Source organism: Anaeromusa acidaminophila DSM 3853, assembly GCF_000374545.1.
GTDB lineage: Bacteria > Bacillota > Negativicutes > Anaeromusales > Anaeromusaceae > Anaeromusa > Anaeromusa acidaminophila.
Genome location: NZ_KB894586.1, coordinates 71875 through 91021 on the forward strand (window position 1 = coordinate 71875; position 19147 = coordinate 91021).

At 50.3% G+C, this 19147-nt stretch carries 23 protein-coding genes; all 23 read left to right on the forward strand.

The features are described from left to right. Positions 1-39 precede the first annotated feature (39 nt). The 23 genes from fabD to C508_RS0104995 all read left to right on the forward strand — a co-directional run bounded on the left by fabD (position 40) and on the right by C508_RS0104995 (position 19147). Complete coding sequence (gene fabD / locus C508_RS0104885) at positions 40-987, forward strand: ACP S-malonyltransferase (protein ID WP_018702426.1); 948 nt, start codon at positions 40-42, stop codon at positions 985-987. A 1-nt stretch (position 988) separates the two neighbouring features. Next, positions 989-1735 (forward strand): 3-oxoacyl-[acyl-carrier-protein] reductase, encoded by a 747-nt coding sequence (gene fabG, locus C508_RS0104890; RefSeq protein WP_018702427.1) that lies wholly within the window; start codon positions 989-991, stop codon positions 1733-1735. Between the two features lie 40 nt (positions 1736-1775). After that, complete coding sequence (locus tag C508_RS0104895; protein ID WP_018702428.1) at positions 1776-2012, forward strand: acyl carrier protein; 237 nt, start codon at positions 1776-1778, stop codon at positions 2010-2012. Positions 2013-2110: 98 nt separating this feature from the next. Beyond that, complete coding sequence (locus C508_RS0104900; protein WP_018702429.1) at positions 2111-3058, forward strand: NAD(P)H-dependent flavin oxidoreductase; 948 nt, start codon at positions 2111-2113, stop codon at positions 3056-3058. Positions 3059-3073: 15 nt separating this feature from the next. Continuing rightward, on the forward strand, positions 3074-4324 hold the full coding sequence (gene fabF / locus C508_RS0104905) for a beta-ketoacyl-ACP synthase II (protein WP_018702430.1): 1251 nt from the start codon (positions 3074-3076) through the stop codon (positions 4322-4324). Between the two features lie 6 nt (positions 4325-4330). After that, on the forward strand, positions 4331-5080 hold the full coding sequence (rnc, locus tag C508_RS0104910; protein WP_018702431.1) for a ribonuclease III: 750 nt from the start codon (positions 4331-4333) through the stop codon (positions 5078-5080). 91 nt (positions 5081-5171) lie between these two features. After that, entirely contained in the window at positions 5172-6233 is a 1062-nt protein-coding gene (locus tag C508_RS0104915; protein ID WP_018702432.1) for an elongator complex protein 3, read from the forward strand. 154 nt (positions 6234-6387) lie between these two features. Further along, a complete protein-coding gene (locus C508_RS0104920) occupies positions 6388-6648 on the forward strand; it encodes a stage V sporulation protein S (RefSeq protein WP_018702433.1) in 261 nt (86 codons plus the stop codon). 115 nt (positions 6649-6763) lie between these two features. Next, the gene (gene smc / locus C508_RS0104925) at positions 6764-10336 is read left to right on the forward strand and encodes a chromosome segregation protein SMC (RefSeq protein WP_018702434.1); all 3573 of its coding nucleotides are present in this window, start codon (positions 6764-6766) and stop codon (positions 10334-10336) included. A gap of 52 nt (positions 10337-10388) precedes the next feature. Next, a complete protein-coding gene (gene ftsY, locus C508_RS0104930; protein WP_018702435.1) occupies positions 10389-11303 on the forward strand; it encodes a signal recognition particle-docking protein FtsY in 915 nt (304 codons plus the stop codon). 99 nt (positions 11304-11402) lie between these two features. Next, positions 11403-11762 (forward strand): YlxM family DNA-binding protein, encoded by a 360-nt coding sequence (ylxM, locus tag C508_RS0104935; protein ID WP_018702436.1) that lies wholly within the window; start codon positions 11403-11405, stop codon positions 11760-11762. Beyond that, on the forward strand, positions 11752-13101 hold the full coding sequence (ffh, locus tag C508_RS0104940; RefSeq protein ID WP_018702437.1) for a signal recognition particle protein: 1350 nt from the start codon (positions 11752-11754) through the stop codon (positions 13099-13101). Before ylxM ends, ffh begins: the two co-directional genes overlap by 11 nt. 25 nt (positions 13102-13126) lie before the next feature. Further along, positions 13127-13399 (forward strand): 30S ribosomal protein S16, encoded by a 273-nt coding sequence (gene rpsP, locus C508_RS0104945; protein ID WP_018702438.1) that lies wholly within the window; start codon positions 13127-13129, stop codon positions 13397-13399. A gap of 19 nt (positions 13400-13418) precedes the next feature. Continuing rightward, positions 13419-13649: a KH domain-containing protein gene (locus tag C508_RS0104950; protein ID WP_018702439.1), complete on the forward strand. Its 231-nt coding sequence runs from the start codon at positions 13419-13421 to the stop codon at positions 13647-13649. Between the two features lie 15 nt (positions 13650-13664). Then, complete coding sequence (locus C508_RS0104955; RefSeq protein WP_018702440.1) at positions 13665-14072, forward strand: YlqD family protein; 408 nt, start codon at positions 13665-13667, stop codon at positions 14070-14072. A 13-nt stretch (positions 14073-14085) separates the two neighbouring features. Continuing rightward, entirely contained in the window at positions 14086-14595 is a 510-nt protein-coding gene (rimM, locus tag C508_RS0104960) for a ribosome maturation factor RimM (RefSeq protein WP_039796810.1), read from the forward strand. Further along, on the forward strand, positions 14592-15332 hold the full coding sequence (trmD, locus tag C508_RS0104965; RefSeq protein WP_018702442.1) for a tRNA (guanosine(37)-N1)-methyltransferase TrmD: 741 nt from the start codon (positions 14592-14594) through the stop codon (positions 15330-15332). The genes rimM and trmD overlap by 4 nt, the downstream gene beginning before the upstream one ends. Then, the gene (locus tag C508_RS0104970; protein WP_018702443.1) at positions 15329-15928 is read left to right on the forward strand and encodes an RNA methyltransferase; all 600 of its coding nucleotides are present in this window, start codon (positions 15329-15331) and stop codon (positions 15926-15928) included. The genes trmD and C508_RS0104970 overlap by 4 nt, the downstream gene beginning before the upstream one ends. 107 nt (positions 15929-16035) lie before the next feature. After that, complete coding sequence (gene rplS / locus C508_RS0104975; RefSeq protein ID WP_018702444.1) at positions 16036-16377, forward strand: 50S ribosomal protein L19; 342 nt, start codon at positions 16036-16038, stop codon at positions 16375-16377. Positions 16378-16479: 102 nt separating this feature from the next. Next, positions 16480-17007 (forward strand): signal peptidase I, encoded by a 528-nt coding sequence (gene lepB / locus C508_RS0104980; protein ID WP_018702445.1) that lies wholly within the window; start codon positions 16480-16482, stop codon positions 17005-17007. A 25-nt stretch (positions 17008-17032) separates the two neighbouring features. Then, positions 17033-17923 carry a ribosome biogenesis GTPase YlqF gene (gene ylqF, locus C508_RS0104985; RefSeq protein WP_018702446.1) on the forward strand — a complete coding sequence of 297 codons (891 nt, stop codon included), beginning with the start codon at positions 17033-17035 and terminating at the stop codon, positions 17921-17923. 124 nt (positions 17924-18047) lie between these two features. Continuing rightward, positions 18048-18836: a ribonuclease HII gene (locus C508_RS0104990; protein WP_018702447.1), complete on the forward strand. Its 789-nt coding sequence runs from the start codon at positions 18048-18050 to the stop codon at positions 18834-18836. Further along, on the forward strand, positions 18833-19147 hold the full coding sequence (locus tag C508_RS0104995; RefSeq protein WP_018702448.1) for an EscU/YscU/HrcU family type III secretion system export apparatus switch protein: 315 nt from the start codon (positions 18833-18835) through the stop codon (positions 19145-19147). Before C508_RS0104990 ends, C508_RS0104995 begins: the two co-directional genes overlap by 4 nt.

Consider the following 19147-nt stretch of genomic DNA (forward strand, 5'->3'; position numbering starts at 1 on the left):
GACTCGGATAAATAACGAGACGGAATGGAGGAACAATAGATGAGCAAATTAGCATTCGTATTCCCAGGGCAAGGATCGCAAACCGTTGGCATGGGCAAAGATTTGTACGAGACATTTCCCGTTGCAAAAAAGATTTTTGCTGAGGCGGATGAAGCGCTTGGGTTTTCTATTACCGACATGTGCTTTCAGGGGCCTGAAGAGGAACTGAAAAAAACATATAACACGCAACCGGCGATTTTGACGGTAAGTGTGGCTTGTGCGGCTGTGCTCAAAGAAAAAGGAATTACTCCTGTTCTGGCGGCAGGGCATAGCTTAGGTGAATATTCGGCATTGGTTGCGGCGGGAGCGCTGGACTTTGCTGATGCGGTGCGTTTAGTGCGTAAAAGAGGGCAATTGATGCAGGAAGCCGTTCCCCTGGGGGAAGGTGCCATGGCGGCTATTTTAGGTCTTGATAGCGAGAGTATTGTCAAGACTTGCCAAGAGGTACAGACGGAGCTGGGTCAAGCAGTTCAAGCCGTTAATTTCAATTGTCCGGGCCAAGTTGTTATTGCCGGTAAGACGGCAGCTGTTGAGGCTGCTGCGGCCAAGTTGAAGGAAGCTGGCGCCAAACGGGCCATTATGCTGCCGGTAAGCGCTCCGTTCCATAGCACGCTGATGGAACCTGCGGCTAAAGGACTGGCGGCGGAGCTGGATAAAATCACAGTTAAGGATGCCGTAATTCCGGTTATTTCCAACGTAACCGGTAAGCCTATGACCAATGCTGCTGATATTAAGCGTCTGCTGGTGGAGCAAGCGGCAAGCCCGGTTATTTGGGAAGCCTGCGTGCAAACGCTGTTGGCTGAAGGGGCGGAATGTCTGGTAGAGGTCGGACCTGGCAAGGTATTAACAGGCTTTACGAAGAAAATTGCCAAAGAGACCGCCAGCGCTAATATTGAGGATTTGGCTTCTCTGGAAAAAAGCCTTGATTATTTCAAGGAGGTCCGCTAAAATGCATGTAGACAATAAAGTGGCCTTGATTACAGGAGCTTCACGCGGCATTGGCCGGGCGACAGCGCTGGAACTTGCTAAGGCCGGAGCTAAGATTGTCATTAATTACGCCGGTAATGCGGCGGCGGCGCAGGAAGTGCTGAAAGCCATTCAAGAAATGGGCGGTCAGGCTATTGCAGTACAGGCTAACATAGCAGTGGCTGCTGAGGTAGATGAATTGATCCAGAAGACGGTAGAGGCATTTGGGTCGATTGATATTCTGGTTAATAATGCCGGAATTACCCGAGATACGCTCTTAATGCGGATGAAAGAGGCCGATTGGGATGCGGTGCTGGATACCAACTTGAAAGGCGTGTTCTTGTGCACAAAAGCGGTGGCTAAATTGATGATGAAGCAGCGAAGCGGCAAAATCATCAATATGACGTCGGTTGTGGGACTGACTGGCAATGCCGGTCAAGCTAACTATGCTGCAGCGAAAGCTGGCGTAGTGGGCTTTACAAAGTCAATGGCTAAAGAGCTGGGCAGCCGTGGGATTACAGTTAATGCTGTGGCGCCGGGCTATATTGCCACTGATATGACGGAAGTGCTGCCAGACAGTGTAAAAGAACAAATGACTAGTACTATTCCCCTTGGACGTCCAGGAACGCCGAACGATGTAGCGAAAGCCGTATTGTTCCTCTGTTCGGACGCTGCAGCTTATATTACAGGACAAACCCTTAACGTGGACGGCGGTATGGTCATGTACTAAATTCCACTTTCTACGTGGGCTTTGGAAGGAGGTGAACTTCATGTCGACATTTGACAAAGTAAAAGAAATCGTAGTTGAGCAATTGGGTGTGGAAGCTGCTGATGTAGCTATTGACTCCACCTTCATCGATGATCTGGGCGCTGATTCCTTGGACATCGTGGAATTGATCATGGCTTTCGAAGAGGAATTTGGCATCGAAATTCCTGATGAGGTTGCAGAAAAGATCAAGACCGTAAAAGACGCTGTTACCTACATTGACCAGGAAAAACAAGGCTAAAGATCGCGAAGCGGTCTGTCAACTGAGAAAGTCCCGTGAACTTGTTCGCGGGACTTTCTTAAAGATGATGACGCCCATGTGAATGGAGGAGTATTTTCTTGAAACTTCCAGAACTTCGCATTGGCCAGCTTGTGGCCAAAGTACCAGTTATGCAAGGCGGCATGGCCATCCGTCTTTCTACGGCCCGCTTGGCTGCAGCAGTAGCCTCGCAGGGAGGCATAGGCCTGATTGCCGCATCTGGGATGACTTTTGATGAGTTACGATATGAAATCCGTCTGGCTCGTTCCCTGACGAAGGGGATTATTGGCATTAACGCCATGGTGGCGGCTCGCGAATTTGCCGGTTTGGTAAAAACCGCAATTGAAGAAGGAATTGACCTTGTAGTTGCCGGAGCTGGCTTTTCCAGAGATATGTTTGGACTCGGACACGAATCGGGCACCCCGATTGTGCCGATTGTTTCATCGGTAAAATTGGCCAAGATTTCGCAAAAATTAGGTGCGGCGGCCATTGTGGTTGAGGGCAAGGAAGCAGGCGGGCATTTGGGCACCGACCAATCCATGCGTGAGATCATTCCCGATATTTGCAAAGCTGTCAATATTCCGGTCATCGCCGCTGGCGGCGTCATGAACGGTGCAGATATTGTAGAAGTCTTGAAACTGGGTGCAAGCGGTGTGCAAATGGGCACACGTTTTGCCGCAAGCGAAGAATCCAATGCGGCCCCAGCATTAAAAGAGTTCTATCTGAAGGCTAAACCGGAAGATGTTGTGCTGATTGACAGCCCCGTAGGTTTGCCGGGACGCGCAGTACGCAATCCTTTTGCGGCTCGCCTTTTAGCAGGGGATGCTCCGGCGCCGATAACCTGTGATGCTTGTTTGAAGCATTGCAAACGTAATTTCTGCATTATCCGGGCGCTGATTCGCGCGCAGCAGGGAGATGTGGAGACCGGCTTGGTCTTTACTGGCGAGTACATTCATAAAATCGAGGAAATTCTTCCTGTAAAGGAAATTTTTGCGCGACTGCTCCGCGAAGCAGAAGCAGTTAACTAAAGTGAGGTGTTTTATTTGCATACTACTTCCAAACGCGTAGTAATCACCGGTTTGGGGGCTATTACCCCTGTAGGCAATACGGCGGCTGAATTTTGGCAGTCCTTAACAAACGGTGTTTCCGGCATTGGGCCGATTACTCGTTTTGACGCTACCGATTTTACAACGCGTATTGCCGGTGAAGTTAAGGATTTTGAACCTACGCAATACATTGACAAAAAAGAAGCAAAACGCATGGACCGAGTAACGCAGTTTGCCGTTGCTGCTACGTCCATGGCCATTGAAGATGCGGCCTTGGATCTGGAGAAAGAAGACTTGGAGCGCATTGGTACGGTAATCGGCACCGGTATTGGCGGTATTGACACGCTGCATGATCAATACAAAACCTTGTTTGATAAAGGACCTGGCCGTGTCAGCCCTTTCTTTGTACCGATGATGATTGCCAATATGCCTGCTGGTCAGACCTCTATCGCTTTTGGCCTGCGCGGACCATCGAGCTGCGTAGTTACGGCTTGCGCTACCGGTACGAATGCCGTAGGCGACGCTTTTAAAATCATTCAGCGCGGCGATGCCGACGTAATGGTGGCTGGCGGCGTGGAAGCTTGCATTTCTCCGGCGGCGGTAGCTGGCTTTTGCTCTATGAAAGCGCTGTCGACACGTAATGACGAGCCGACCAAAGCTTCCCGTCCATTTGATAAAGACCGTGCAGGCTTTGTTATGGGCGAAGGCGCAGGTATTGTGATTTTGGAATCCCTGGAGCATGCTCTGCAGCGCGGCGCACGGATTTATGCGGAAATCAGCGGCTACGGTTATAATGCGGATGCCTATCATATTACGGCTCCGGCTCCAGAAGGGGCTATGGCTGCAAAATGCATGAACTTGGCTATTAAAGATGCTGGTTTAAAGCCGGAGGACGTTGACTATATTAACGCTCACGGCACTTCGACGCCATTGAATGATCGCAATGAAACGCTGGCGGTTAAAGCTCTTTTCGGTGATCATGCCCAAAAGCTGTCCATCAGCTCTATTAAATCTATGACCGGCCATCTGCTTGGGGCAGCTGGCGGTATTGAAGCCATTGCTACTGCGTTGGCGATTACTAATGACCTGATTCCGCCGACAATTAACTATGAAAACGCTGAAGAAGGAATGGATCTTGATTATGTGCCGAAGGTAAAACGGCAGCGTACGGTCAATGTCGCCATTTCTAATTCCTTTGGTTTCGGCGGGCATAATGCTACTATTTTGCTCAAAAAGTACAAGGCGTAATCGCGCGTGAGCAAGACAAGACAAACGGTGGATAAGGGTCGGCAGCAAGAACTTGCCTTATTGTGCAAGCGTTTGGGAACCGTATTCCAGGATCTATCTTTGTTACACCAGGCATTGGTGCATACTTCTTATGCCAACGAGACAAAGCATGAAACGATGGTTCATAATGAACGCCTCGAATTTCTTGGTGATGCTGTATTGGATTTGATTATCAGCGACTATCTGTTTCGCAAATTTCCGCAACTGCCGGAAGGCGAGTTGACGAAAGCCAGAGCGGTATTGGTTTGCGAGACTACCTTGGCCCGTAGGGCAGGGGAGCTGCAAGTTGGCGAATTCCTTTATTTGGGACGCGGCGAAGAATTGTCTGGCGGCCGCCAACGCATTTCCATTTTGGCAGATGCTTTTGAAGCGATTATTGGAGCTATTTATTTGGACCACGGCATCCCTGGCGTAACGGATTTTGTTATGAAACAGTTAGCGCAGGAAATTAAGCTTGTCGAACGTGGCAATTATCTAAAAGACTACAAGACTTTGTTGCAGGAATTAGTGCAGCGTAAAGCTGACGCGAAAATTCAGTACCAGCTGGTAGGTGAAGAAGGACCTGATCACGGGAAAATTTTTCACGTGGAAGTTTGGGTCAATGATCGTCTAGCAGGGCACGGCAGCGGCCGCAGTAAAAAGGAAGCGGAGCAGCATGCTGCTCAAGAAGCTTTTGCGGCTTTGCAGCCCAAAGAAAGCATGCACAAGTCATCTTGAAAAAGAACGATGCCGTAACAAATGCAGTTGCGGCATCGTTTTTGTGTTTTCGAAAATATTATAGCGCTTCTGCTTGGAAGGAGGCAGATCGATGAAAGTGCCAAGAAAGCGAATCATACCGTTGTTTATTCCTTTTTTTGGCTGTAGAAGTCAATGCGTTTTTTGCGATCAACGCATGCTGACGGGAACTGGAGATGCGAAACTGTCACCGGCAGATATCCAAGGAATTTTAGAAAATGCCTTGGCCTTGCAGCCCCCCGGCCAGAAAGTGGAGGCTGCCTTTTATGGGGGAAGCTTTACAGCGTTGCCGCTGCGGCAGCAAGAAGAGCTGTTGGCGCCAGCCCAGCATTTTCTGGCAACAGGGCAGTTAACAGGCATTCGTTTGTCCACCAGGCCGGATGCCATAGATGAAGAAGAGGCCAGATGGCTAAAGATGCAAGGCGTTTCCTGTGTGGAGTTAGGAGCGCAATCGCTCTGCAATTCTGTTTTGAACGCAGCCAAGCGGGGGTATGAATTTTCTTGTGTAGATAAGGCTGTTGCGGTGTTGCGACATGTTGGATTGACCGTAGGCGTACAGCTGATGCCGGGCTTGCCCGGAGAAACTCGGCTGTTATGGCAAAAAACATTGCAGCGTCTATGGAAGTTAGCTCCAGATTTCATTCGTTTATATCCAACGGTGGTTTTGGCAGGGACTGAATTGGCTTCCTCTTTCGCAAAGGGCGCGTATAAGCCGCTTGCGCTGGCGGAAGCGATCGAGCGTACGGCGTGGGCTGTAGCTGGTTGTCAACAGCGGAGAATAGGCGTGATTCGTATGGGATTGCAAGACAGTGAAGAACTGCATTCTGCTAAATTGCTGGCAGGACCGTATCATCCCGCTTTTGGCGAACTTGTGTGGTCTTTTTTAGTTCGCCAGCAGGTGGTGTGCGGCTTGGAGCAGCTTTCTTTTTCAGCTTGCCGTCTTGTCTATCATCCGCACGATTCCTCCAAGGTACGGGGCCATAAAAACGAAAACTTGCGCTACTGGAAAGAGGCCGGTTTTGGAGAAGTGTCTTTGCAGGCAGATGCGAGCGTTTATCCAGGCAGTCTGCAGCTAGAGGAAGTGCAAGGACAGAAAAAATTAAAACTAGGAATAATAGGAAGACTTTATTGTTAGAAAAACATAAATAAAATCTTTCCGGCAAACGACGCGTTAGGAGAAGGAGTTTTTCATAGAGAGCAGAATAGAGGGGATAAAGGAAGACCTGATAGGAATAACAAATGCTGGATGCCTTGCAGTTCAAAGCGACGTAGAAGGAGGTTCAGTAACTATGGAAGTCCTCAAAGTGTCTGCTCAATCGAATCCCAAAGCGGTTGCCGGAGCATTGGCGGCGGTATTACGTGAAAACGGTGGCGCGGAAGTCCAGGCGGTGGGAGCCGGGGCGGTAAATCAAGCGATTAAAGCAATCGCGATTGCCAGAGGATTTGTAGCTCCTAACGGTATCAATCTGGTGACCATTCCGGCGTTTGCGGAAATTGAGATTGATGGCGAAGAGAGGACGGCCATTCGCTTTATTGTGGAGCCTCGTTGAACCAAGTTATTTTATAAGCCTGTTTGCTGTGGCAAGCAGGCTTTTTATTTGTTATTAGGTGGCTGATGATGGTACAATAAGTAAGATATCTGCAAGAAATGTGGTGAATTAATTCGTGCTGTTACGAAAACTGGAAGCTCATGGCTTTAAATCGTTCGCAGACCGTACTGAATTGGAATTTGACGAAGGAATTACAGCAATTGTCGGGCCTAATGGCAGCGGTAAAAGCAATATTTCCGATGCCATCTTGTGGGTATTGGGCGAACAGAGCGCTAAGACACTGCGCGGCGCTAAAATGGAGGATGTAATTTTTTCAGGCAGTGCTGGGCGGCGCCCCTTGGGGATGGCGGAAGTGTCATTGACTTTTGATAATACGGACGGTACCTTGCCGATCGAATATAGTGAGGTTATTTTCACCCGCCGCGTCTATCGCTCCGGCGAAAGCGAATATTATTTAAATAAGAGGCCTTGTCGCCTCAAGGATATTCATGAACTTTTGGCTCATACCGGTCTGGGCAAGGACTCTATGGTTGTTATTGGACAAAATCGCGTAGACGAAGTGTTGAATAGCAAACCCGAAGAACGACGCTTGTTATTCGAGGACGCCGCAGGAATTAGCAAATATAAGCAGCGTAAACGAGATGCCATGCGCAAGATGGAGGAAACAGAGCTAAATCTAACGCGTGTAGCGGACATTCGAGGTGAAATTGCTGCGAGATTAGAGCCTATGGCGGAGAGCGCCCGCAAAGCGAAGGAACATAAAGAACTGGCAAGACAATTGCGCAGCCAGCAAGTTTCTATGCTGTGTCAGCGATTGGAGCAGGCGCAAGGTCATCAAGAACGTTGGCGCGGCGAAGCGGCTTCATTGCAACAGGAGTACGAAGCAGGTCGTACGGCTTTGTATGCGGCTGAAAGCGAGGCTGCACGCTGCGGCGACTTGCGCAACCAAGCGGAAGCATCTTGGGAAGAAGCGCAGCAGCAGCTTCGCAGTTGTCAGGAAGAAGGAGATGCGCTGCAACAACAGCAGGCCGTTTTGGCGGAGCGCTCCTTGCAAGAAGAGGAACGTAATCGGCGTTTAGCGCAAGAACAGGTGGAATACTCGCAGTTAGCGCAACGCACTCGGGCACAGGGCGAAAACGTTTCCTCCGAATGGCAGCAACAAGCGGGAACTCTCTTGCAATGCACAAAAGAAGTCAAAGAACGGGAAGCAACGCTGCAACAATTACAAGAAGAGCTGACAGAATTGGAAACGCAGGTCTTGGCGGGCAAAGAAGCGGAAATGAGCCGGATGCAGAAATTGCTGCAATTGCGTCACGAAATCCAGCAGCAAGAGCAGGAAGGGCGGCGCCTGGAAGAGGATTTGGTAAGCGTTGCCGGCGAAGAAACCCAGCAGCAACAGCAAGTGGGCTTTGTAACGCGTCAAGAGGAAAAACTGAGGCAACAAGAAGACGAGCTGCAGCAGCGTATGCAGGAAGCGCGGCTGCGAGGGGAGCAATTACAGGAACAAAGTCAGCGTAAGCGCGAAGAAAGACAGCAGCGGCAGCAGGAAATGCAAAAACTGCAACTGCAACAGCGGGAATGGACGACAAGGCGGCAAGTGTTGCAGCAGATGAAAGAAGCCCATGAAGGCTTTGGACGCGGTGTTAAAGCCTTGCTGCAGAGCAAGGCGGCTTGGCGCAGCGGTATCCACGGGCCGGTTGCAGAGCTGATCCGAGTTTCCTCCCGCTATGTGACCGCGGTGGAAACCGCTTTAGGCGGAGCCATGCAACATGTAGTGGTAGAACGGGAAGAAGTGGCGCGTGACGCGATCGCCTTTTTGAAAGCGCAGCGCCTGGGGCGCGCGACGTTTTTGCCGTTGAGCGCACTGCGACCCGCAGCTCCACGAGATGCGGAGCTGCGGGCAGTTAAGCTTTCCGGGGCGCTCGGCTTTGCATCCGATATGATTGAGTGCGCAGCCGAACACGAAGCAGCCGTAAAATTTTTGCTGGGCCGTACGGTTATTGTTGAAACCTTGGACGAAGCCATTGCCATTGCCCGCCAGACCGGGCACAGTGTAAAATTGGTAACCCTAGACGGCGAAGTGCTCAGTCCGGGCGGAGCTATGAGCGGCGGCAGTCAACAGCGGCGTGAAAGCGGTGTGTTAGGGCGTGAAAGCGAACTGGAAGAGCTGAGTCGTCGCATTGCGGCAGGCGCAGAAAAACTCCAGGAAACGGAAATGCAGTTGGAAAAATTGCAGCAGGAAGGACAAGGGCTGCAATCTCAATTAGAGCAAATACGGCAGCAACTGCAAGCTCTGCAAGTAGAGCATACAGCTTGGACAGGGCAAAGCCAAGCTTGCCTGAAAGAAATGCAACGTTGGCAGGAAACTGGCGAAAATCTCAAAAGGCGTCGAGAAGAGCTGGAATTGGCGCTTGCACAGGTCCGCCAGCGGCGTCAGGAGTTGTCCGAATCATTGGCGGCGTTTGAAGCGGATGACCACTTACAGCGAGAGGACGTATCTTCGCAGCAGGAACAGCAGGCTTTGATTACGCGCCGACGGGAAGAAGAGCAAAGTCGTCTTATGGCGGCTAAAGTGCGACAGGCGGCTTTAGAGGAACAGCGAAGGCAAATGGAAGAACGTCTGCGCGGTATGGAAGCGGAACTGGAGCATGTAAAACGCAAACAAGAGCAGCTTCAAACCGAACACGGCGTATTGCAGGCGCAACAGCAAGAAACGCAGCAAGCCTTAGCCGCGATTACTGGGGCGCAGGAAGCCCTTATCGCCAAGCGAGAGGCTGCGGAAGAAGCGGCGGCGATAACGCAAAGCGAGCGGGTGCAGCAAGAATCTGTTTGGCGCCAGGCGCTGGAAGCGCAGGAAGTTTGCCGGCGTCAGAGCCAGGAACTGGAGCGCAAGGTACACGCCATTGAATTGCAGACAGCGAAAGCGGACTATGAGGTGGAAGCGGCGCAGACCCAACTGTGGGAACAGTTTACGCTACGTCCTCAAGAAGCGCAGGAATGGCGAGTAGAGGGGAACACCGCCTCTTTTAACGCGGCGATTGCTAGACTGGAAAAAGCGATCGAAGCCTTGGGGCCGGTTAATCTCAATGCAGAAAAAGAATATGCGGAGTTGTTGGAAAGACACGAGTTCCTAGAAGGACAGTTCGAAGATTTAGCGTCCAGTCTGGAGCAATTACGCCAGGTTATCTCCGAAATGGACGCGACTATGTCTAGTCAATTTAGGGAAGCCTTTCAACATATTAATGAATATTTTTCGGCATCCTTCCAAAGCCTGTTTGGCGGAGGCAAGGCGGAACTGCGCCTAACGGCGCCGGACAATTTATTGGAAACCGGTATTGAGATTTTTGTACAGCCGCCTGGAAAAAAAACGCAGCACTTGGCGCTCTTGTCCGGTGGCGAGCGGGCGTTAACTGTGATTGCGCTGCTGTTTTCCTTCTTGCGGCATAGACCAGCGCCGTTTTGCATGGTGGACGAAATTGACGCACCTTTGGACGAGGCCAACTTGCGTCGCTTCAGTCGCTTTTTGCGCGAATATGCGGCGCATACGCAGTTCCTGGTGGTGACGCACCGCAAGGGAACGATGGAGTCTGCAGATCGGCTGCATGGTGTAACGCTGCATGAAAATGGCGTCTCTCGTATTATTTCCGTGGAGCTTGGCAATGAAGAAAAGCAATCTTCCGCCAGCTAAGAGACAGTTCTAAGACGACGGTGTGAATTTTAGAGAAGAGGTGCAACGAGGAATGGGTTTTTTTGATCGGTTAAAATCGGGCTTGGAAAAGACGCGTAAGTCTTTTACTGAGAAAATAGAGCAAGTCATTAAGGGCTATGCGGATATTGACGAGGAATTTTTGGATGATATTGAAATGGCGCTGCTGACCTCTGATGTTGGCGTAACGGTTACAACGCGGTTGATGCAGGACATCCGCACTGGCATAAAGGCAAAAGAAATCAACCAGCCCGATGATTTGCGGCCTTTTTTGGCGCAGCGCATTAGCTCTATGCTTAGTGAAGACGCTTCTTCGATGCAATTGCCGGAAAAAAGCGTAGGCGTTATTTTGGTGGTTGGCGTCAATGGCGTAGGCAAGACGACTACGATTGGGAAATTGGGGCATTTTTACGCAGCGCAAGGCAAGAAGGTGCTTTTAGCGGCGGCGGATACCTTTCGCGCGGCGGCGATTGACCAGTTGGAGATTTGGGGGCAGCGCATCGGCTGTGAAGTGATTAAGCATACAGAAGGTTCGGACCCGGCTGCGGTGGCGTTTGACGCTTTGCGAGCGGCCAAAGCGAGAAATTTTGACTTGGTGATTATTGATACCGCCGGAAGGCTGCATAATAAGGGAAATCTTATGGAGGAGCTGCGCAAGATTTACCGGGTTATTGGCCGCGAAGTGGAAGGGGCGCCTCATGAAACCTTGTTAGTGCTGGATGCTACAACAGGGCAAAATGCTTTAAATCAGGCCCGAGTGTTTGGAGAAGTCAGCGATGTGACTGGAGTGGCGCTGACCAAACTGGACGGTACGGCTAAAGGCGGCGTAATCGTAGCTGTTAAGAGTGAATTAGGCGTGCCTGTTAAATGGATTGGCGTTGGAGAAGGCATGGATGATTTGCGGCCTTTTGATGCGCAGGAGTTCGCGCAAGCATTATTTACCAACTAACAAAGAATGCCAAGTAAAAGCACTTGACGCCTGACAGGGAAGTGCGTATAATAAAGCAGGTGTCAAGTAGTAGAGCTTGGCAAGAAGTTGGTGGTGAACATGTTGGAGAAAATCGTCCGTATTGGGCGTCTCTTTGATTTGTATAGCGCGTTACTGACGGAAAAGCAGCAGCGTTGCGTGGAGTTACATTATTTGCAGGATTTTTCTCTTTCGGAGATTGCCGAAGAGCTGTGTGTTTCGCGGCAAGCGGTGCATGATATGCTGCGCCGGGCGGAACATATTTTAGAAGAGTATGAAGGAAAATTGCGATTGCTGGAACGGCAGGAACAGGATCGGGAAATTTTGCGGCAGGTGCAACAGCTTTTAAAGAGCCTGCCTGAGAATATGCAAGGCATTCCCGCTCTTGGCGAGGCTAGGCGGCAATTGAGTATGCTGTTGGAGGTTGCTCATGATATTTGAGGGCTTAGCCGATAAGTTGCAATCGACATTTAAAAAACTTCGCGGCCGAGGAAAGATTAACGAAGCAGATGTCACAGAAGCGCTTCGCGAAGTACGTATGGCCCTGCTGGAAGCCGACGTGCATTTTAAAGTGGTTAAGGATTTAATTGCACGGATAAAGGAACGGGCTGTAGGGCAGGAAGTGCTGGAAAGCTTAACGCCAGCGCAGCAGGTCGTAAAGATTGTTAACGATGAGCTGACCGAGCTGATGGGCGGCACCCAAAGCCGCATTACGATTTCTCCTAAGCCGCCGACGGTGATTATGCTTGTAGGCCTTCAGGGCGCCGGCAAAACGACAACCGTAGGCAAACTGGGGCAATACTTAAAGAAACAAGGCAAAAATCCGTTGCTGGTTGCCGCTGACGTGTACCGGCCTGCAGCTATTAAACAGCTTCAGGTGCTTGGGGAACAACTGAGTATACCGGTTTTCACCATGGAAGAGCCTAAGCCGGTGGAAATTGCCAAACAGGCGCTGGAACATGCCAAATTATACGCTCGCGATGTGGTGATCATCGATACCGCAGGCCGCCTGCACATCAACGAAGAGTTGATGCAGGAGCTTAAAGATATTAAGAGTGCGGTCAAACCGCATGAAATCTTGCTTGTTGTCGATGCGATGACAGGTCAAGACGCCGTCAATGTGGCGGAAAGCTTTAATGGCGATTTGGGATTGGACGGTATCATTCTTACCAAACTAGACGGCGATGCCCGAGGCGGAGCCGCTCTTTCGGTAAAAGCCGTTACTGGCTGTCCGATAAAATTTGCCGGTATGGGTGAAAAGTTGGACGCACTGGAGCCCTTTCATCCGGACCGCATGGCTTCGCGAATTCTCGGCATGGGCGATGTACTGACGCTGATTGAGAAAGCTCAGGCCAGCATCGACTTGGAACAAGCCAAAGAGATGGAGCGAAAGCTGCGTAAAGACGACTTTACGTTGGAGGATTTTCTGGATCAACTGCAGCAGGTAAAAAAACTTGGACCGCTGGATAAAATTATGGAAATGCTTCCAGGCATGAACCAGTTGAAAAAAAACCAGGATATCCAAATTGACGAAAAAGAAATCGCTCATGTAGAAGCCATTATTCGTTCGATGACACTGGCGGAGCGACGCGATCCTAATTTGATTAACGGCAGCCGACGCAAACGCATTGCCGCGGGCAGCGGCACGCGCGTGCAGGATGTTAATAAATTACTGAAGCAGTTTGTTGAGGCGCGGAAGATGATGAAGCGCTTCAAGGACATGCAGAAAATGGGTAAAAATAAACTAAGCAGCATGTTTAAAATGCCGTTTATGAAATAATGATTCTATAAAGGAGGTGATATCAATGGCAGTAAAAATTCGTTTGAATCGCATGGGGGCCAAGAAAAACCCCTTTTATCGCATCGTTGTGGCTGACTCTCGTTCGCCCCGCGATGGCCGTTTCATCGAAATCGTCGGTCACTATGACTCTACTCGCGAACCCGCAGTAGTCAAAGTGGACGAAGAAAAAGTCCTGGCCTGGTTGCAAAAAGGCGCTCAGCTTACCGATACGGCGAAAAACATTCTCCGTAAAGAAGGCATCATGAGCAAATGGGATGAAATGAAGCGTTCGAAGTGAGAAAGAGTGTGATAACGTCATGAAAGAAATCGTTGAAGTTATCGCCAAAGCCCTGGTACGGCATCCGGAACAGGTACGAGTCGAAGCAACGGATGACCGTAATGGCACCGTATACGCCTTGCGCGTATCTCCTGAAGATATGGGTAAGGTCATCGGCAAGCAGGGACGGATTGCCAAAGCCATCCGCACTGTCGTGAAAGCGGCTGCAACGCGGGAAAATAAAAAAGTCAACGTGGAAATCAGCGAATAAAGGTGGATTACCGACATGGACAGCATGACTCTGAAATGCCCTGTGACCATCAAGGCCAAGGTGACGGAAGAACTCAAGCAACGTTTGACCGCGGAAACCGAAGAAGCCCTGCAAGGGGTAGAATTGGAACTGCAGCAAATTGAGTTTCACGCCAAGCGCCTGCTGGCGGAACAAGCTAAGCAGGACGCCCAAGGACTTGTGGCTCTGCGTCAACAAATTGAGGCAGAAAAGCAAAAGCGCCTGGAATTCAAGAATGAAATGCTGGCCAAGCTCAAGGCCACGCAGGAACTCGAACTCGGCTCTGAGATTGTCAGAGGGCAGTTGGAGCGCGTCGTCGATGTGAAGGTGGGAGATGATCTGAACAAGATCATGGGCTCCGAGATCCTTCTGGAAGACGGCAAAGTTCTGACTTTCCGCAGCTGAGACCAAGATGACCATGAAACAGACTAACCGTATATTGGTCGGTCAGATTATTGCCCCGCACGGCGTGCGGGGTGATGTTCGTGTTAGCCCTTTGACCGATGAGGCGGGACGATTTTCTGCTTTGAAGTGCGTATATATGCACAGCGGCGCTGTTTTGACCTTAGAGCGCGCTGGTGTGCATAAAGGCTTAGCTCTATTGCATTTTCAAGGCGTAGACACGGTTGAAGCCGCTGAGAAGCTGCGGGGGCAGCAGCTGTATATTGACCGTAAAGATGCGGTTCCTTTAGCGGCAGGGCAATACTATACGGTCGATATCCTGGGACTTCGGGTGGTTGATGAGCGAACCGGCGAAGAATTGGGAGAAATTGTGCAGATTTTGGAGACGGGCAGCAATGATGTCTATGTGGTACGCCGAAGCGGGCGCAGCCAAGATGTGTTGGTGCCGGCTCTTAAGAGTGTAGTATCCGAGGTTTCTTTGCAAGAAGGGCTGATGCGTGTGCGCTTGCAGGAGGTATGGGAATGAATTCGCTCCATTTTTCCTTTGTGTCTCTTTTTCCAGAGATGTTTGCGCCTTTGGAACATAGCATTTTGAAACGGGCCCGCGACGCGGGCCTGCTTTCCTTTTCCCATATTAATCCCCGGGACTTCGCCTTAGATAAGCATCATATTGTAGATGATACGCCTTTTGGCGGCGGCGCGGGGATGGTCATGAAGCCGGATCCTATTTATAGGGCGGTAGAGTCTGCCAAAGAAAGCGGCGGAACAGGGCGCGTCCTGCTCATGTGTCCAGGGGGAACTCCTTTTTCACAAGCTAAGGCGTTGGAACTGGCTAAAGAGGAGCATCTTATTTTGGTGTGCGGTCATTATGAGGGGATTGACGAACGTGTTCGCCAACATGTGGTGGATGAAGTCATCTCGATCGGCGATTATGTACTTACAGGGGGCGAACTGCCGGCTATGGTTGTAGCGGATGCGGTGGCTCGTTTGGTGCCCGGGGTGCTGGGGTCCTGTGATTCTGCGCCGCATGATTCTTTTTATGATGGCCTTTTGGAGTATCCTCAGTATACGCGACCACGCAGCTTTAATGAGTGGGAGGTACCAGAGGTGCTTGTCAGCGGTGATCATGCGAAAATCCAACGTTGGCGGCGCAAAGAGGCGTTGCGTAATACTTGGAAGCGGCGGCCGGATCTATTGGCGGGGCGTGAATTGGAACAGGCTGATGCGAAGCTGTTGGCGGAAGTCAAGGAGGAAGAGGCATGAAGGAAAAAGCCAAGGTTTATGTAGGGCTGGTGCATTATCCGATTTACAATCGCAACATGGACGTAGTAGCTACGGCTGTAACCAACTTTGATGTGCATGATTTGGCCAGAACCTGCCGGACTTATGATGTAGCGCGTTATTTTGTTATTCATCCCCATGAGAGCCAAGCTCGCCTTGTACAGGATATTATTGGCTATTGGCGGGACGGTTACGGCAGCGAATACAATCCGGATCGCAAGGAAGCTTTTCAAGTTCTGGAATTGGCGGCTTCGATTGAAGAAGCATGTAAGCGCATTGAGGAAGTTGAAGGACAGCGGCCGCTGATTGTTACTACCGATGCCAGGGTATATCCCAACAGCATTTCTTATCGGCAAATGCGCAGCAAACTGCAGCAGGATTCTCAGCCCTGGCTGATTCTCTTTGGTACTGGCTGGGGTATTGAGGCGGACACGATGAGTCGCTTTGACGCCATCTTGGAGCCAATTTACGGGCCTGGCGAATACAATCATCTACCGGTGCGATCGGCGGTGGCTATCATTTTGGACCGCTTGCTGGGGGAAGCCTGGTATGAAACTGAAAATGCGCGTGACGATTAATTTTTCTCTTGAGTTAACTCGGGGAAGATGATATAATTTTAATGTTTATAAGGCGGTCCTCTATACCTGAAGCAGGATACGAACGTCTTGATGAAGGAGGAAAACCCATGAATCTCATTGAAGCTTTGGAAAAAGAACAACTCCGTACCGACATCCCTGATTTCAAACCAGGCGACACCGTTCGGGCCCACGTAAAAGTTGTCGAGGGTACTCGCGAACGTGTTCAGGTTTTTGAAGGCGTTGTCATTCACCGTAAAGGTACTGGCGTGCGTGAGACTTTCACCGTTCGCCGCATTTCCTACAATGTAGGCGTGGAACGTACTTTTCCGGTGCATTCGCCCCGTTTGGAGCGGATCGAAGTAGTGCGCCGCGGTATTGTCCGTCGTGCCAAACTGTACTATCTGCGCAACCTGCGCGGTAAAGCAGCGCGTATCAGAGAAAAACGCTAAGCGACGAGAAGGGGACTGGCAGCAGTCCCCTTTTTGCATCGTAAAACACAACTTGCTAAAAATTAGATATACGTTCAGAGGCCTTGAGGGGGTTTGTGGAAAATGAGCCAAAGCAAACTGGGACAAGAAATTAAAGACTGGGTTGTATCAATCGCCATTGCGCTGATACTTGCTTTTTTCATTCGTTATTTTATTGTAGAGTTGTATTTAGTTGAAGGACCGTCTATGCGTCCGACGTTGATTAATAGCGAACGCTTAGTGGTCAATAAATTTATTTATCGTTTTCAGCAGCCTGCTAAAGGCGAGGTTATTGTTTTCCGTTATCCGCGGGATCCTAGTCGTGATTTCATTAAGCGCGTTATTGCCGTTGCAGGCGATACGATTGAAATTAAAGATGGCCGGGTGTTCGTCAACGGACAGTTGCAGAATGAAGAGTACATTTTAGAGAAAACGCGTGGTTCTTATCCTTTGTCTACCGTGCCGGAAGGCCACATTTTTGTGATGGGCGACAACCGGAACAATTCGGAGGACAGCCGTTTCCGCGATGTAGGCTTTGTTTCCTTGGATATGGTGAAAGGCAAAGCGATTATGGTGTTTTGGCCTTTAGATCAGTTGAAACAACTGCCTTAAGAGCGTTAAAAACGCGGAGGATTTCATGAAACAAAGACATATTCATTGGTTCCCGGGGCATATGGCCAAGGCGCATAGGGTCATCCGAGAACAGTTGAAGCTGGTAGATGTAGTGGTGGAATTACTGGACGCCCGTATTCCCAGAGGCAGCGCCAATCCGTTGCTAACGGAATGGACCACAGGAAAACAACGCCTTATTGTGTTGAATAAGGCGGACTTGGCGGACCCAGCGCTGACGGAAGAATGGCTGCGTTACTTTAAGGCGCAAGGATTTACGGCGATTGCCTTAGATTCTTCGGGTAAGAAGAATATTAAGCCTTTTATCCATCGCATTGAAGAAGCCGGCGCAGTCAAGGTGCAAAAGCTGGCGGCTAAAGGCATACGGAACCATCCGGTACGGGCGATGATTTTGGGAGTGCCCAACGTAGGTAAATCTTCCTTGATAAATCGCCTTTTGGGTGCGGCTACCGTGCGGACCGGCGATAAAGCAGGGGTTACCAGAGGTCAGCAATGGCTGAAAATCGGCAAGTCCGTGGAACTCTTAGATATGCCTGGCGTGCTGTGGCCGCGTATGGACGATCAGGATATTGCCATTTTGCTGGCTTTGACAGGGGCTTTAAATGATGACATTTACGATATGGAACTGGTAATCGGCTATTTTCTCAGCTGGATGCGAGAGCATCAACCGCAGTTTCTGGCAGAGCGTTATAAATTGGAGCTGCCGTTGCCTGAAGACCCTGAAGAAATCCTGCGGCAAATTGCTGTACGGAGGGGCTGTCTGCGTGCAGGCGGTATCGTGGACTTGGAAAAAGCGCGGCGGATTGTTTTGGGAGAACTGCGGGATGGCAAGCTAGGCAGATTGACATTGGAGTATCCTCCTTTGCAAGAACAGCCAAAGGAATTACCGACAGAATAATGGGAGAAAAACCGCTTTTGCGGTTTTTCTTTTTTCTTAAGCCTAAGCAAAAAGGATTTGTCCTAAGAAAATAGAAATGATACATAAAGCAATACGAAAGCGGTGCAGCGGGAAGGAAGAGCAGATGGCGCAGAAAAAAACGATTACGGAAATTCGCGAATTGTTGCAGGCGGAGGAAATCGAGGCGCAGTTGTTGAAGGAACTGCAAGGCGATCTTCGTAAGGGCGTCCAGCAGCTTTTGAACGCGAGAGAGCGCCGTTTGAAACGCCAGCAGGAGGAAAAAGAGCGGCTTTATGTAATGGGCCATTACGAGCGTCTTTGGCGGCAACAAGGCAAAGAATTGGTTTGCGGTGTTGATGAAGCAGGCCGGGGACCGCTGGCTGGTCCTGTAGCGGTAGCCGCTGTTATTTTACCGCTAAACTGCGTAATTACAGGTATTAATGATTCTAAGAAGCTGTCACCGTTGCAACGGGATCGGCTGTATGAAGAAGTACGTAAGCAGGCTGTGGCTATCTCGTTGGTATGGGTGGAGCCGGAAGAAATTGATCAATATAATATTTACCAGGCAACCGTGCGAGGAATGGAACGAGCGGTGCGCCAACTGCAGCCAGCGCCGCAGGCGGTGTTAGCGGATGCAATAGACTTAAAGCGTCTGGAGATTCCATGCCAAGCGTTGATTCATGGCGATGCCTTAAGCGCTTCCATCGCAGCGGCTTCGATTATAGCCAAAGTTGAACGAGATCGTTTAATGGCTCGCTTGGATGAGCAATATCCAGGGTATTCTTTTCGGGAACATAAAGGATACGGCACGGCAGAGCATATGGAAGCTTTGCGGAAACTGGGTCCATCTCCGATTCATCGGAAAACGTTTGAGCCTATTCGCTCGATGCTGGCGGGGGAGGATGCGCAATGAATGGCAAAAAAAGCGAAGAAGAACTGAAAAAAGAGGCGATTCAAAAACGCCAAGCCATTGCTATGCGCTACGAAGCCGACGTTACGACAGCGCCAAAAGTGGTTGCTAAAGGAGCCGGCTACTTGGCCGAGCAGATTTTGGATACCGCTCGTCGTCATGGCGTGCCGGTGTATCAGAATAAAACACTGACGGCGATGCTGATGGCTGTTCATTTGGACCGGGAAATTCCTCCTGAATTATATCAGGCAGTGGCTGAAGTATTAGCATATGTTTATCGCGTCGACCAGCGCCTTGGTCGGCGGAGGGCGTGA